Origin of the sequence: Streptomyces sp. NPDC048718 (assembly GCF_043198875.1) — a bacterium.
In the GTDB taxonomy this organism is placed as follows: domain Bacteria; phylum Actinomycetota; class Actinomycetes; order Streptomycetales; family Streptomycetaceae; genus Streptomyces.
The window spans coordinates 195,718-211,539 of the sequence record NZ_JBICVG010000009.1; the positions used below are offsets into that span (position 1 = coordinate 195,718).

Genomic DNA, 15,822 nt, shown 5'->3' on the forward strand with positions numbered 1-15,822 from the left:
AAACAGGGTTCCTCGCGGGGCTGCCACCCCGCGGGAACGGCGAAGGGCCGGGCCGCACCCCTCGGTGCGCCCCGGCCCTGCCCGGGATCGGCCGGCGATCCCGTTCAGTGGTGCCGATCAGTGGTCCCGATCAGTGATTGACGTCGACGACGATCCGGTTGGGAGCGGTCAACTTGGAGACCTTGTAGGAGGAGTGCGGCCCGAGGGCCAGCCCGAAGGTGTTGCCGTCCTCGAAGCTGTACACCAGCGCCTGCCCCTTGAGCGAGGGGAAGGCGAAGGACTCGGAGCGCGGACTCGTGTACGTGGACTGCCAGTTCAGATCGTTCGCGTACGACGGCATCACATGGACCTTGAGATACGAATCCCCCTTGATCGGCACCTCGGCCTGCGAGCCCTCCTCGCCCCAGTACAGCGGAGTCGTCTGCTCGCTCGTGGTCCAGCCGGGAATGGTGCCCTGACCGAGATCGATGACGAAACGGTCGTACGTGTCGTGCGTCGCCGCCCGCACCCCGAGCACGCATATGCCGGCACAGACGGGCTCCGTCCCCACGGCCGCCGCTGCCGAGGTGGTGCCGAGCAGCGTGGCGGCCAGGACCGCGGAGCCGGTCAGGGTGCCGAGTGCCGTCTTGCGCATGAATACTCCTCATGGGATTCGAGTTCCGCAGGCAACGCGAAGAGCCCGGGGAGCCGGCCCGCGAAGATTCCGGCCGCGCGAAGGAAGCCGCGACGGCGCACGCCGCTCGCGCCAGGCCGGAACAATCCAAACAGCAGCCCGCCGGACGCCTCAATGGATCTTCCGGACAACGTCGGTCCGGCGGGACGCTTGACGAAGAGGGCCCTCGACCACCCGGGCCGGGGGCGGCACGCTGGGGCGCCGCGCTCCGCCGGCCTCCCTCGGCCGCGACCACGGGGCCGGCGGCGGTGACGGTGGCGGTGGTGACAGCCGGGAAGCCACAGGCCGCTTACGGGTCCCGCCCACGAGTGCCTTCTGGCCGAAAAATCCCAGTTCAGAGGGCGTAAGACGAACCCGCGACGGCACTCGCCAGTAACAGGGGCGACCGCCGGAACCCCTATCCGCTAGGCTGTCAGCGGTCAGTCGTCCTTCCGGAGCGCCTGCCCGGGAAGGTGTCCCTCAGGGCCCGCCCCCGGCGTCACCCCGGAAGCTTCTGCCGTGCCACGCCTTCGTGGGATCTGCAGGAAATTGGATCCCCGCAGATCAGGGCGGGCGTGCTGGAAGGCCACCGAACGCGCCAGGGCATTTTTCCCAACGCTTTTCCAGGTTCGCGCAGGTCACGCCAGGCCCCACGCCGTTCACCGGCTGCCACTCGGAACGCTGGCTGAAGTACCTCAGCCCATCCCTTGGATGCGCCAGCTCACCCATCCGACGGCCCAGGAGTTGCTACTCAAATAGCAGTTCGTGAGGCTTGAGACGTGACCCTTCACGCCGCCCCTTGGGTGCCCTGGCCCCGCTTCGACCGCCGCGCGTATCTCCTTCTGCTGGACGACCAGCGCCGACTCCTGCTGTGCGGCGGGTGCTGCGGCGGCTGGACTGTCCCGCAAGTCCGCATGCCGAGCGGAGCACAGTTCATGGAGTCGGCTGTCCGGTTCCTGGACGAGCAGTTCGGATTGACGAATCCACGTTTCGGCTCCGTTTACGGATTCCGGCAGTCGCGCGCCGGCGACAACTGGGAGTTCGACCGCGTGACGGCGGCACGTGTCTTCATCATCCGCATCAGCGACACCGAGGGGGCGGCAATCGAGCAGAGATCACCCACACACGCTCGATGGGGTGTCACCGATCTACGAAGGCGGAGGCGCGAGATCTCTCCGGAGGGGATCGTCCTACTGACCACCGGTTACGTCGAAGGATGGATCCCCGACGGACCTCTCTATCTGAACTGACCGCGACGATGAGATGACGTCCGGGCTAAGCGGCTGCTTGTCGGCGTCGAGCTCCGGTTGGCAGCGGCTGAGCGCCGGCCGCCAGGCCCTTCTCGCTTTCGCCCACCTGCGAGCGGGACACACCTATGCCCAGCTCGCGGCCGGATTCGGTGTCGGAACCACGGCCGCATACCGCTACGTCACCGAGGCCGCCGATTTCCTGGCCGCCCTCGCGGCCACCCCTGGCCGATGCCGTCCGCACCGCGTCGGCGAAGGCGTACCTGCTCCTGGACAGCACACTTCTGCCGATCGACCACGTGGCCGCGAACCGCCCCTTCTACTCCGGCAAGCACAAGAGGCACGGGATGAACGTGGAGGTCCTCGCCGATCTCTTCGGCCGACTGCTTGTGGGCCTCACCGGCCCTGCCCGGCGCCGTCCACGACGTCCGCGCGGCCTGCGAACACGCCATTGCTTTACCGAGGCGACATCACGTGCTGGATCGACAAGGCCTATCGAGGGCCGGCGGCACGGTTCGCACCCCATGCTGGGGCCGGTGGGAGGCCCTTTCCACCGGTCAGCAGGCGGTGAACCGGTCCCCCGCGAAGAGCCGCGCACTCGTTGAGCAGGCTATGGCCACCCTCAAGTCCTGGCGACTCCTCCACAAGCTCCAGTGCTCGACCACCCGGATCACCTGCCTTGTCCAGGCCGTCCCCACCCTGCATCTGACCAGCTCAGATCAGTGATGGAAAGCTCAGTGACGTCGTCAAACAGCTCTCAGCAACACCTCTTGCGCGCCACTGCCGCTCAGGCGCTGCCTACAGAATGGCCAGGACGGGTGCCATGCGACTGTCAGCATCGCCGAAGCTCTCCCGGACGGTTGTCGCCGACAGTGCGAGCCCCGCGGCGGGGGCGACCAGAGGGATCGTCGGCGAGGTCACATTCCGGCTGCCCCGCCCAAGGGGCCCCGCGTGTCAGCGGTGTCCCCTAAGCTAATTTTTCACAAAGGGCCGCAGGCGCAAGCTGCGGGGACGCCGTCGCGTCCGGGAAGAGGGTTGGTCACGGATGCATAGTTGCTGCAAGATCTTTTGTTGCGCTCTGGTCAGTAGCCAGCAGGCTGCTGACCAGAGCGCCGTCAGGCTGCCTGGGGCCCATACACAGCGCCCCCTGGTGGCTTGTTTCGTAGGGGAACTCTGGCTGTGACCAATGCTCTCTCGCACAGCCGCTACTCAATGTTGGACGTCGATCAGGCACCTGAGACTCCTGGGCTGTACGCCTGGTATGTCAGTTTCCGAGCCGGTCCACATGACTGGAAGACGAAGCCTAGCCCGGAGGGCGATCAAGCGATCGAGGGCTTCTTGCGGCTGCTCAGAAAGTACGCCGGCTACTACGAGCCGCTCCCTATCACCCTGCGGGGGCGTGGCTCCTACGGCGCCGCGTGGGAGGGCGAACTCCAGCTCGACACGCCCCTGCACGATCCGGATGAGTCAAACAACGACACCGCTGTAGAAGAGGACAAGCGCCTAGAGATACTCATGGATTCCTTGGACAGCGAGGAAAGACGTCGAGTGATGGCCACCATCTTGGAGAAAGCGTCCCCGGTGTTCTCCTCGCCGCTGTACATAGGTGTCGCCGAGAATCTGCGCGAGCGCCTACGCACCCATCGTCGCGACTTCACCAAGGCGTACGACTGGCTGCGTGAACACCCTGAGGATGCGGAGACCGTCCGTGCGCAGGGAAGGACGTTCGGCGCGCGGGCAGCCGCTCGCAACATGGCCATGGGCCACCTCGAAGCCTGGGTCATCGACCTAGGCGATCAAGCAGACGACTCTGTGACCATCAAGCACTTGCGAAACACTGCAGAGTCAGCCGAATGGCTGCTCCACCGGCTGTACGCGCCGATTCTCGGAAGGCAGTAGGACACGATGTTCGGCTCAGGAACCAAACTCACCTTCCACAACTACGTCCAGGGGACGTGGGGCACCTTCGCCACGCCGGCCGGCCGCGTGGACTACATCATGACCAAGGCCCGGCTTGGCGAGGAGACCAACGAACCCGAGCGGCGGCTCACCAAGAGCCTCGCGCCGGTCCGTGAGGTCATGGAAGCAGGTGACCTGGACTTCAACCAGCTCCTGCAACGCGATCTGGACGACCACCGGGTCGCGGTAAACCTCATCCCCTACCTGTTGGATCTCAAGCCCACTGGGCCGGCGTTCTTCCCACCGATCGTCGCGGTCCTGCTGCCCTTCCGCAGCAAGCGCCCTTCGTTCTTCGAGTCTCTCGGCCAGCAGGCCGTGGTCGAGGACGACGGTGCGCGCTGGCAGCAGGAGCAGGCGGGCGCGTCTTTCCGCGTCCAGCGTCTGGTCGGTGCCGACGACCGCCTTCACTCGGCGAACCTCGGCAAGCTGTGGTGGGACGATTCCAAGGCGCAGCTCGTGGTCCTTGACGGCCAGCACCGGGCCATGGCCCTGCTGGCAGTGGAGCGCACCATGACCAAGAGCTGGCAGAACTCTGGGGTAGGCGGACGCTTCCGTTCCTTCTACGAGAATCAGGTCATCCAGGCCCTGCGCGACTTCGGCGATGTAGACCTGAGCCGCATTGAGGTTCCAGTGACGGTGTGCTGGTTCCCTGAAGAGACGGGCGAGCAGGCAAAACCCCATGAGGCAGCCCGTAAGCTCTTTGTCGACGTCAATAAGGAAGCGCGTCCGCCCTCCGAATCGCGGATCATCTTGCTGTCCGATGCCGAACTGAGCAACGTGCTGACCCGCCGCATGCTCAGCGAGCTGCGCAACGACACCAGTGATTCTCTGCTGCCCATCTACGCCGTCGAGTACGACAACCCGGAGGTGAACTCCACCCGGCCGGCCCGGTGGTCGGTGCTGACCAACATCCACCTCCTCAAATTTGCCGTGGACCGTTGCGTCTTCGGGCCCCCGAAGTACCTGAACAACGTCGCGCAGAAGATCGGAGGCCGGCTCAGTCAGACGGATCTGGACACCTTCATGCAGGAACAGCTGGACGTCCTCAGTCTCTTCCCTGATCAGTTCGAGGATGGGGGCTTCACTTACCAACGGGACAAGATCGGTAACACCGAGTTTCCCCTGGGGCAGCTGGACGTCATTAGCGATCGGTTCGCGGCTACTTGGGGGCGGGCCATCCTCACCCTCCTCTCGAAGACCGCGCCTTACGCTGCCCACGCCAAGGCGCTGACGCAGTCGAAGGATGAGTGGCACGTCGATGACACGGGGCTGTCTCTCGCCCACGACGCCCTGTTCGGCGGGGTGGGCGTGTTCTGGACACTGCGAGACAGCTACGAGCACTACCTGGAGAAGAAGGCCGCAGGTGCGAAGGCGGCAAAGTCCGACGTGATCCGCGCCTGGGAGGCGTTGAAGGGTCGTGAAGAGGCTTTCGAGACCTACCGGGCTCAGGCTTATCTGGACTCCGGACGCACTGGTGGGCTCAAGAAGTCGAAGGCCGCGTACGCGGTGTTCAATACGCATGCCTGCCAGCTGGGCATGATGATGACCCTCGGGTCGCTGTGGGAGCTGCGCAAGAAGCAGTCAGGCGGTGCCGATCTCAACGAGCTTCCGCAGTTCGCTGATGCGCTTGTGGCAGCGTGGAACGCCTACTTTGCCCTGGAATCAGGTAAGGCCAAGGACCGCCGGCTCGCATTCAATAAGATCGAGGTCAGCCACCCCCTGAACCAGATCGCCAATATGGATACCCCGCAGGCAGTCTACTTCCGGTACTTCTGGCTCCAGGTGCTGGACACGCCTGAGGCATGGGCTCACATGGCTCCATGGGTCGTGAATCGGGCGGTGTTTGAGGACATGCTCAGCACAGCACGCGGCCTCTACCTAGGACTGTGCCAGGACCAGCAGCTCAAGGCGCTCAAGACCGGCAGGCCCGAGGTCATCGACACGAAGCTGCGGCCAGAGGCGGAGAAGGCGGCTCGCGCTGCGCTCGGACGCGCGCTCAAGGAGTGGTTCTACGGCACCGACGAGCCCTACAACAGCTGGCTGGCTCAGTTCGGCCAGAAAGGCGTGCCCACGCAGCAGCCGGACGACGCTGCCGGCGATGCCGAGGACCTCGCGGGAAGCGCAAAGGGAGCCGAGGATGAGCCGGTTACCAGTGTGGACGACCTGCTTGGAGAGTGAGCCGCGGTTCGGCGGCGGGGGCCGTTTCAGGCTTGTCCGCCGACTCCCGTAGATGTTCCTCTGGCACGTAAAAGGTAGGAATGATGTCGCCCTCGTTCTCGTCGCCCACGCCGACGTGGCAGGTCGTGCTGCCGTGGCTGGATCAGCTGGCGCCCGAGGAGTTGCTCGCACTCCAGAGGCTGGGAGGGCCAGCGCAGTGGTGGCTGCGTGAGACGCCGGAAGAGACAAGCTTGCGGCGTCCGTACATGGACGACGTATTCGATTTGTTCGCGTCTTTCCTCTGCTGGGGCAGTGGTTCAGTGCTGCTGGAGGAGAAGCAGTTGCTCCTCCAGCTTCCCTTTCTGCCTAAGGACATGCCGACGGCGGAGTTGGCGTTGGACGCGAGGGCACTGGAAGTGCTGGAAGCGGCGGGCGGCACGACGCTGGGCGAAGTGGGGCAACTGGCCGCGATGGACATCCTCAACCTGCCGAAGGTCCGCATCGAAATAAAGCTCGAAGTCCTCGCCGCTCTCGTGCGCGCGGGTGTCACGTTCCCGCAGCGGGACCGAACCGAGGAGTCCCCGGTGCCGGCAGCAGCAGGATCAAGTTCGAACGCAGAGCCGGACACCGCGATTTGTGAGTGGTTCGTCGGTCTGGACGCTCGACAGCAAGATCTAATCACCCTGCATCTGTGTGCAGTGTCCCCGTTGCCGGTCGACGAGCTGGCCGCGCGCTACCGCACCATGCGACCGTGGATGACACGGTTGCTTGACGAACTGCCCGAGCGGCTGGAGACCGCGGCTTCGGACTCCGCGGGAATCCGCACCGCCTTGACGCTGTTCAGCACTGCGACAGTGGTCCCCATCACACGTAGCGACCTGCTTGAACAACATCCTTGGCTCGCAGTCAAGTTGCCAGGCAGCAACGTGATGATGCTTGAGCTGTTGGTCGCTCTTCAATGGTCCGGGACCATAGATGGAGAGTGGCTGTTCAGCGGCTCACTGGAGGAAATGCGCAAGCTCACCCGAGACGCACTTGATCTAGAAGCGGGAGAGTGCCTGTCCTGGGCCGCAGCCAGACGGCTAATTGAAGGTACTAGCGAGTCCCTCAAGGCCACCAAGGGGTGGCTCCGCTACTGCGGGTTGCGGTTGGTAGACGACCGCCAGGTCGAACTCGGCGAAACCTCTCAGTCCGTCACTGATCAGACGGGCGCCTCAGCAGTGGAGGGCGACTACGAACTCGCTCCGCCACGGCCTGCCACCGAAGCAGCATCCCTGGAAGAGGCTCTGAGGGGGTCGCCCGCTCGGACCCACGAGGACTCTCTCGCGGCTACCGCGCAGTCTGGAGATGCGACGTCGGAGTTGATTGACGTACTCGAGCAGCTCCGCGAGTTCGCCTGCGAGCATCGGCCTGGCGAGCAGCTGGCCGATCTACTGCGCGACAGCGACGAGTTTCCCGAGCCATTGCGGACGCTGATGTCACGCATCCTCGCCGCAGTCGCGCGCGCCGACGGCTGGGAGCTGCCTGACGATGCTCTTTCCAGCGCTGCTTCTGCAGCACCTGCCCGCACGCTTGATGCTGATTCCGCCACCGGGAGTGGTTCGCGTCGCGAGACACTCAACGACCGAGCTTGGAACGTGCTCAACGAGCTCGGCCATCCACTGGACTCGAATCTGCTGGTCGATCGCATGGGCTCCGACGTGAATATCCGCTCGCTGAAAGCGCAGCTGCCCAGGGATTCCCGGTTCGTGCGGAGCGACGTGGACTCCTGGGCGCTCAATGAGTGGGGACTGCGCCCATACACCACGATCAAGGAACTCGTCACGGAGGAGGTAGACCTGGCCAACGGTTCGATTCCGACGGATGAGCTGGTCGCCATCCTGACCCGCGAGTTCACCATCAACGAATCCAGCGTCCGTCAGGTCGCCTCTTCCCCTCCCTTCACTGCGCGTGGCGGCGTGGTACGTCGTCTCAGCGACGTCCGGCGTGAGGAGAATGACGAGCGGGCTTCGGCCGACAGCAGTGCTGAGAGTCCTGGCGATGATGGGCCGTCACCGGACGACCTGATCGATCTCATGGGGCTGTGATGAACAGACAGGATTCCGTGCTTCGCGCGGCCGATCTGCTCGCTGACTATCGCAGCGACCGCTGCGACATCGCCCGCGACTTCTACGTCCCCGCCCTGGCCGCTGCTACCTCCTACGACCGGGCGGTCGGATACTTCAGCGCATCGGTGCTGGCCGTGCTCGGCCGGGGGCTAGATGACTTCGCGGCTCGCGGCGGGACGATGCGCATCGTCGCTTCCCCACAGCTCAACGCAGAGGACGTGAAGCAGATACAAGCCGGATACGAGTTGCGTGCCGTGCTGGAGCAGGCGGCTCTGCGCAACATCGAGCAGGCAACTCAGGACCCTCGGGCAGCCCGGGGGCTTGGCAAGCTCGGCCTGCTTGTAGCGGACGGCCGGCTCGACATCAAGCTCGCATACATCAGCTCGGGCGACAGGATCGGTATCTACCACGAGAAGATCGGGATCTTCCGCGACGGACACGACCTGGTCGCCTTCAAAGGCAGCGCCAACGAGACCATGCCAGGGTTGGTCGGTAATTTTGAGTCCATTGAGGTGTTCCGCACCTGGGAGCCGGGGGACAGCACGCGCGCCGTACGGATCAGCCAGGACTTCGAAGACCTCTGGGACGATCGAACCCCGCTGCTACGGGTGCTCGACTTCACCGCCGCCGCAAAAGGGGTCATCCAGGAGTGCGCGAACCGCACCGCATCTCAGATCGAGCCCGAGCTGTCGACCATGGACGGTGCTGTCATCACCCTGCCCCGCCCGGAGGCATCCGGACGGCTCGTCATTCCCGACGAGCTGACCGTGCGGGACTACCAGAAACAGGCAGTCGAGCGGTGGTTCGCCAACGGTGGTCGCGGCATCCTGCGCATGGCCACCGGCACGGGCAAGACGCTGACTGCGCTGTCCGCCGCAGCACAGTTGACCCGCATGCTGCGCAGCCGCGACGAACCGCTGTTGACCCTCGTCATCGCCCCCTATCAGCACTTGGTCGACCAGTGGTCAAAGGACATTGCGTGGTTCGGCATGCAGCCGGTCCGCGCCTACGAGTCCACCACCAGCTGGTACGGGAGAGCCTCGTCACTTCTCGATGCCCTGGCGCTGGGGACGGCTAAGGGCGGCGTCATCGTCACCACCAATACCACCTTCGCTGCAGATCCGTTGCAGGGAATCCTGGCCCGCTACCGCGGTCGCCTGCTTGCCATCGCGGACGAGTGCCACAATCTGGGCGCCAAGCGCTTGCGAGGGAAGCTTCCCACCTCGGCCGCCTACCGGCTCGGGCTGTCGGCCACGCCGGAGCGCTGGTTCGACGACCAGGGCACTTCCGCGCTGACGGATTACTTTGGCGATGTCGTGTTCGAGATGGGCATCGGCGACGCCATCCGTGCGGGCGCGCTCTGCCGCTACACCTACACTCCAGTTCTAGTCGAGCTGGACGACGAAGAGGCATTCCTCTATGCGGAAGTGACCGAGAAGATCGCCAGGATCATCGCGGCCCAAGGCTTCTCCGACGATACGGACGACGACAGCCCGCTCGGCAAGCTCCTGCGCAAGCGCTCGAACATCCTGGGGCACGCGCGCGCCAAGCTGCCTGCCCTGCACCGTGAGATCACTGCGCGGCGCGAGGACTGGTACCAACTGCTGTACTGCGCCGAGGGACGCCATCCCCTCGCCTACGAGACCGGCGACATCGATGAGCCGACCCAACTTCAGCAGGCGCTGTCGTTGGTCGGCAAAGACTTGCGTATGCCCGCAGCTCCGTACACCGCCGAAACCAGGCGCGACGAGCGACAGAATCTGCTGCGCCGATTCGCCGCAGGTAGAGAACTTCAGGTCCTGCTGTCGATGAAGTGCCTAGACGAGGGCGTCGACGTGCCGGCGGCACGCACTGCCTACCTGCTCGCCAGCTCCTCCAATCCGCGGCAGTTCATCCAGCGCCGAGGTCGCGTCCTGCGCAAGGCCCCGGGGAAGGAACGCGCTGACATCGTCGACTTCATCGTCGTCCCACCGGACGGAGCAAGCGATCTACAGCACGAGACCGAACGCCGAATGGTCGCCCGTGAGCTGACACGGGTCACTGAGTTCGCCCGGCTCGCCGACAACGAGGCACGCACCCTGGACATCCTGCGCCCTCTACGCCTGCGCTACGGGCTCTTGGACACCTGAAGTGAAGCAATCTGAGCAACGCCAGTACAGCCCGAAGTGTGGAGAGAGGTCATGGGAACGACGGAGAGCTTGAAGGACATCATGGACGGCCTGTCGCCAGAGGCCAGGAAGCTTGTGGCGAAGGTGTGGCAACTCGAGCGTGAGCACCTGCATGTCAAGAACCCGACTCTGCTCACCGACGAGATCGTCCGTGCCGCCAAGGAGCTGGCCAAATGAAACTGCTCAAGCTCACGTTGGAAAACTTCCGTGTCTTCTACGGCACTCAGAAGCTCGATCTCGAGGTCTCAGAGGACAAGCCCGCTGTCCTTATCTTCGGCATGAACGGTGCGGGCAAGACAACCCTGCTCAATGCTTTCACGTGGGCCTTGTACGGTACTTTCTCCGACGACGTGGAGCGCCAAGAGCGTGTGATAAACGACCACGCATGGGCGCAGACCCCCTTCGGCGGACTGGTCAGCGCTTCGGTGAAACTTGAGTTCGAGCACGAGGGGCTGAACTTCACCGTGCACCGCGCGGTCACCACAACCAAGAACGCCGACGAGCAGAGCGCACTGACCCCGAAGCTCACTGTTACCCAATCCGAGCATGGAGCCAGCACAACGGTCCCGAACGGTCAGGACCGTATCCAAAAGATTCTCCCCGAGGGCCTGCGCCAGTTCTTCTTCTTCAACGGTGAACGCATGGAGCGAATGTTCACCGGCGACCGTACGGACGAGGTCCAACAGGCGATCAAGACCCTGATGGGTCTGGAAGAGATCGAACGTGCGATCGGTACCCACCTGCCGGCTGCCTCCCGCAAGCTGAGCCGGCAGGTGGGTAGCAACGGCGACGGGCGGCTGCAGGCGCTGACCGCCGAGCAGGACCGGCTGGAGCAACAGAAGATCGAAGTGCACAAGGAGCTGCTCCAGCTCTCGGAGAACGCTGCCGGCTATGAGCGCGAAGTCGAGGCGGCGAACCGAGCACTTCTGGCCAACGGTAAGGCCGCTCCGCTGCAGCGCCAGCGGGCCAAACTCAAGTTCCGACTCGATGAACTGGTGGCCAAGCGCATCGAACGCCAGGAGCGAAAGCGGGACCTTCTGGCCAAGAACAGCTTCCTGGCGTTCACTGGCGGCATCGACAGCACGGTGCTGGACCTGGCCGAGGGTATGCGCAAGCGCCGAGAACTGCCTGCGGGCATCCAGCGTGACTACATCGACGGCCTGCTCGAGGACGGGCAGTGCATGTGCGGGCGTGGCCTGCCCGAGGGCTCTGAAGCACGCATAGCGTTGGAAGAACGCCGCTACAACGCGGGGCTCGCTGATGTCGAGAGCCGCTGGATGTACCTGCGCGGCAAGACCGCCGATCTCACGCTGGCCCGTGCTGATCTGCTCGCGAAACTGCGTGAGTGCGTTGCCGACATCGAAGACATCGAAGCATCGATCAAGCAGATCGACGCTGAGATGAGCGACATCGCCCGCGAGCTCGAGGGTGTCGACGTGATGGACGTGCAGCGCCTGGAGGAGAGGCGCAAGGAGTTCGACCGAAAGCGCCTGGACGCACTGCAGCAGCACCGCGAAGCCCAGTCACAGCTGACCGAGCTGGACGAGCAGATTGAAAAGGTGCGGCGGCAGTTCCATTCGGCACGTGTGCAGGACGAGGAGTCCAAGCGAATCCAGCGTCAGGTCCTGCTGGTCGACGAAGTCCTCGACGCATTCCAGAGGATCTTGGCAGTGAAGACCGAGGAGGTCCGCCAGCAGCTCGACGCCAAAGTCAAGAGCGTCTTCGGACGAATCTGCATCAGGCCCTTCACGCCCAGCCTAACCACGTCTTTCGCCCTTGAACTCGTCAATCACTCGGCGGGCGTCGCGGCGGCCCGCAGTACCGGTGAGAACCAGATCCTGGGTCTGTCGTTCGTTGGCGCCGTCTCCGAATTGACGAAGGAGACGTACGACCGCAAGCAGAAGGCCACAGACGCTGTCCTGGGGGGTGGCGGAGTGTATCCCGTCGTCATGGACGCTCCGTTCGGGAACCTCGATGTCGCGTACCAGAACGACATCGCCGAGTCGCTGCCGAAGCTGACGTCCCAGATCGTCACCCTGCTGTCGAAGTCCCAGTCCCGCGGCATGGTGCTGGAACACCTCGGGCAGGCCGCATCGCGCATGTATGTGCTGCGTTCGTACACCACGAACTCGGATGCTGACGAGGACAGCATCACCATCCACGGCCGTGAGTTCCCCTACGTCTCACACGGCGAGTTCAACCACACCGTCCTTGAAGAGGTGACTGCCTGATGGCCGTTGAGATCCGGTTCCGGCGCCCTGCCGAACACGAGCAGTTGCTGGCCCTCCTCACTGGCAAGGACGGTCCCTTCCGAGCCAACTACGAGGCGCTGTTGTTCGCCGCCGCTCTCGGCCGCAGGAAGGAACGGCGTGTCGAGTTCGAGAAGTCGGGTGAAATGATTCGCTACGCCCTCGTTGAGAACCGGCCCTACGGCGATGTGCTCATCGACCTGATCGCCGCTGCCGAGGTCCCAGACGATGCGAAGATCCTGGGTGACGACCGGCTCACCGACCGATTGAAGATCTTCGAGGACTACGCCAACGGCGGGCTGCACTACCTCCAGGGAGAGATCAACGCTCGGGGCAGCCGGGACCTTGTCGCGATCGTCAGTTCGCTCGTACTGGACGCGCTCACACCGGCGGCTGACCAGGACGACGACCCCGTCAAGGACATGCTGGACGCCCTGGAGTGGTAGCAGAAAGCCGCTGCGGGCGGCCCGTCGGGCGCCCGCAGCGCGCCTACTGGTGTTGAGCTGCAGGTCTTCGCAGCTCACAGAGCCACGGGCCGCGCTCCGGCCCCAGCTAGTTGGCAACCATTGACCTGAAACACACCCGAATGCGCGAGATGTGGATCCTCACATGAGTGGCCCAATCGAATCCAAGTCGCCCTTCTGTATAGCGCTCGTCGACCTGCTGCCGGCCCTGCGCTGGGGCGATCCACGCCAATTGGGTCCATTGTTGGAAGACCCCCGCCTGTCTGAAACATGGTGGAACGACACGTCGCTCACCGACGTCACGGCCACCATCGGCGCGGAAGAAGTGGCACACCGCGCCGCGCAGGCTCTGCGTGCCCACTGGCCGCACCTGACACTCGGCGTGGCGCTCCCCAACCTGTGCTTCTGTCCGGAGGGTCAGGGAACCGACTTGCGGGTGACGATCGAGCAAGCGGCGTCGGACGCAGGTGCCGAGGAAGGGGTTGAGGCACTCGCGGGGCTGGTCCGACCGCTTCTTCGCCCTTTCCTCATCGGTGGGCGGAACCTGATGGAACCTGTCCCCGCGGCTTCCCGTGACGAATCGGCCGCAGAGTCAGACCAGGACGTACGCTCTCTCGCAGATACGCTGGCACGCCTGATCCCGGCCGACGCCGCGCCCGCTATCCGCACCGCCGTTGACACCCTGAGAGCTTGGGCCCAGGAACACCCAGGAGAGGACAGCAGCACCTCAGCCCGGGCCGTAGATGAGCAGATTGAAGCGACGCCTGGTGGGAAAGCCGAATCGGCACTGTTGGAGGTGCCGCTCGACGCGCTCGAGAGCCTCATCAGCGACTGGGGCGAACGTCAGCTGTCCGTCGCAGCAGGACGTACCTTCGGCCAGAACCGGATCTCCTTGGAGAGCCTCGGCGAGCAGTTCGGGGTGAGCCGGGAGCGAGCCCGGCAGATCCAGGTCGCGCTGGAGAAGAAGCTCCAGCTGTGGCTCCATTCAGGCGCCGGTCAGCCGTTCCTCGGCCACCTCCTCGCTGTCCAGGAACTTCTTGGACCAGTGGCCACCGAGACCGAACTACGCGAACTCCATCCGGTCCACGAACTCGCCGTCCCCGCTCTCGGTCTTCCTCTCTGGCAGCTCATTGCTTCCCTGCTTCCCGACCGCACCTGGACGAGCGGCTGGCTGGTGGAGGGCGATCTCGACGGGCGCATCGAACAGGCGCGGGCAGAGCTGACACGTCGCTGCAGTGAGTCGGCCCCGGTTTGGGCCGAAGTTGTTGAGCTGCTCGGGGAACTCGGCATTCGCGAGGCAGCCGCGGAAGAGTGGCTACTGGCGGTCAAGGGCTTCCGCGTCACCGATGGACACCTGCTGCCCTGGGGCCGCTCTGTCAACGACCGGGCGGAAGCGGTTCTCATGCTCGTCGGGCACCCTCTCGCGATGGAGGACCTTCTGGCACGCCTGGACGATGGAACGGCGCTCGCAAGCCTGCGCAACCAGATTCAGACCGACGACCGCTTCATGCGGCGCGACCGGGATCTGTACGGTCTGCGGCGTTGGGGCGGTGTCGAGTACCTCGGCATCCGCGAGATGATCATCCGGGAACTCGAATCCGTCGGTGGCGAAGCTAAGTCCGAGGACCTCATCACCTCGCTCTGCTCGCAGTTCGATGTTTCTGACAAGTCCGTGCGTGCCTATCTTGCCGCTCCGGAGTTCGAGCGCTTCAAGCGAGGCTGGATCCGCGTAGCGGCTTCCACCGAGACCGGCTCGGCCGATTACCAGCCGCGACGCGATGTCGCACAGACCCGGCGCTGTTTCCAAACGGGTCAAGGCACCTGGTGGTACCGACTCGACGTGAATGGTGAACACCTGCGCGGATCCGGGTTCACCATCCCGGCCGGCTTCGCAGCGCACCTAGGCCTAACTCCCGGTGGGCGATTGGAACTGTCCCACGACGTGGGTGATATCCAACTCGTCTGGCGCAACCAGCCCAGCTGCGGTTCAATCCGCCCCCTGCTCGAGCGCATGGATGCGGTCGAGGGGGACCACGTCTTCGTGGCGGCAAAGGACGGTCGCCTCAAGGCATTGCGTCTGGCCGACGAACCGGATCTCAATCTCACGGACACTCAGCGAGCCCTCCGGCTCATGGCCTTGTCCGGCCAGGTCACGGAGAAGGACATGCCCGCAGTTCTGGGCCGACGTATTGGTCTTGCAGACGCGAGAACCATGGATGAGGTGCTCGCGCACCTTCGCATTCGAGGCGACAAGGACATCCTGGAACTATTGAGCGAGCAGTACGAGTCCGAGCTCTGCGGTACAGCCGCGCTGGATGAAGGGTTGAGCGTCCCGGCAACACCCGCCGGGGACCTCAGCAGCGCGTCGACTCGCCAGCACAGTGCGCCCGATCCGCAGCCAACAGGCAACACTGAGAATGCGGCCAAGCCGGCCGCCAAGGCTGAGTTTCGGGACCCCACGTGGGACGACGAGATCATCCCACTGCTCGACGAGGGCAGCGAAGCCGACCTGCTTCGCCTCGCGCAGGCACTCGCCAACCAGGGCAAGAAAGCCCCAGTCTTCGGTTTCGAGCTCGGCGAAGGCGGATGGCAAGCCGACTTCGCCTGGGATCAGGACACCGCCAAGTTCGCCGTCGTCCCCGCAGCGCAACACGGCCACACCGAACCAGAAGCCGAGCGCCGCGACCTCGCCTACCGGGCCGCAGGTTGGACCATTCGCAGCGCCGTCGACTGGCTCGCCCATCTCGACGAGCTGCTCGTCCTGCTCCCGGACGCAAATCCCGGCAGCTGAAGAGGCGCCACCATGCCACGTAATTCC

At 64.5% G+C, this 15,822-nt stretch carries 10 protein-coding genes and 1 pseudogene; 10 read left to right on the forward strand and 1 reads right to left on the reverse strand.

Annotation, left to right across the window (positions count from 1 at the left end; translation table 11 throughout):
- Positions 1 to 130 precede the first annotated feature (130 nt).
- The gene (locus tag ACGFRB_RS19195) at positions 131 to 634 is read right to left on the reverse strand and encodes a hypothetical protein (RefSeq protein WP_393244390.1); all 504 of its coding nucleotides are present in this window, start codon (positions 632 to 634) and stop codon (positions 131 to 133) included.
- Positions 635 to 1,431: 797 nt separating this feature from the next.
- Here ACGFRB_RS19195 and ACGFRB_RS19200 point away from each other — a divergent pair.
- The 10 genes and pseudogenes from ACGFRB_RS19200 (at position 1,432) to ACGFRB_RS19245 (ending at position 15,795) form a co-directional block, all read left to right on the forward strand.
- Entirely contained in the window at positions 1,432 to 1,902 is a 471-nt protein-coding gene (locus tag ACGFRB_RS19200) for a hypothetical protein (RefSeq protein ID WP_383311082.1), read from the forward strand.
- 58 nt (positions 1,903 to 1,960) lie between these two features.
- Positions 1,961 to 2,625, forward strand: a pseudogene (locus ACGFRB_RS19205) (transposase family protein); the annotation flags it as partial.
- A gap of 453 nt (positions 2,626 to 3,078) precedes the next feature.
- Positions 3,079 to 3,798: a hypothetical protein gene (locus ACGFRB_RS19210; protein WP_383311084.1), complete on the forward strand. Its 720-nt coding sequence runs from the start codon at positions 3,079 to 3,081 to the stop codon at positions 3,796 to 3,798.
- A 6-nt stretch (positions 3,799 to 3,804) separates the two neighbouring features.
- Positions 3,805 to 6,036 carry a hypothetical protein gene (locus ACGFRB_RS19215; protein WP_393244392.1) on the forward strand — a complete coding sequence of 744 codons (2,232 nt, stop codon included), beginning with the start codon at positions 3,805 to 3,807 and terminating at the stop codon, positions 6,034 to 6,036.
- Positions 6,037 to 6,116: 80 nt separating this feature from the next.
- Positions 6,117 to 8,102, forward strand: coding sequence for a hypothetical protein (locus ACGFRB_RS19220; protein ID WP_393244394.1), 1,986 nt, complete (start codon positions 6,117 to 6,119; stop codon positions 8,100 to 8,102).
- Entirely contained in the window at positions 8,102 to 10,252 is a 2,151-nt protein-coding gene (locus tag ACGFRB_RS19225) for a DEAD/DEAH box helicase family protein (RefSeq protein WP_393244633.1), read from the forward strand. Before ACGFRB_RS19220 ends, ACGFRB_RS19225 begins: the two co-directional genes overlap by 1 nt.
- 51 nt (positions 10,253 to 10,303) lie before the next feature.
- A complete protein-coding gene (locus tag ACGFRB_RS19230; protein WP_190152738.1) occupies positions 10,304 to 10,468 on the forward strand; it encodes a hypothetical protein in 165 nt (54 codons plus the stop codon).
- A complete protein-coding gene (locus ACGFRB_RS19235; RefSeq protein WP_383311090.1) occupies positions 10,465 to 12,522 on the forward strand; it encodes an AAA family ATPase in 2,058 nt (685 codons plus the stop codon). Before ACGFRB_RS19230 ends, ACGFRB_RS19235 begins: the two co-directional genes overlap by 4 nt.
- Positions 12,522 to 12,986 (forward strand): DNA phosphorothioation-associated protein 4, encoded by a 465-nt coding sequence (locus ACGFRB_RS19240; protein ID WP_393244396.1) that lies wholly within the window; start codon positions 12,522 to 12,524, stop codon positions 12,984 to 12,986. Before ACGFRB_RS19235 ends, ACGFRB_RS19240 begins: the two co-directional genes overlap by 1 nt.
- A gap of 163 nt (positions 12,987 to 13,149) precedes the next feature.
- Positions 13,150 to 15,795, forward strand: a complete 2,646-nt coding sequence (locus ACGFRB_RS19245) for a hypothetical protein (RefSeq protein WP_393244398.1) — start codon at positions 13,150 to 13,152, stop codon at positions 15,793 to 15,795.
- Positions 15,796 to 15,822 lie beyond the last annotated feature (27 nt).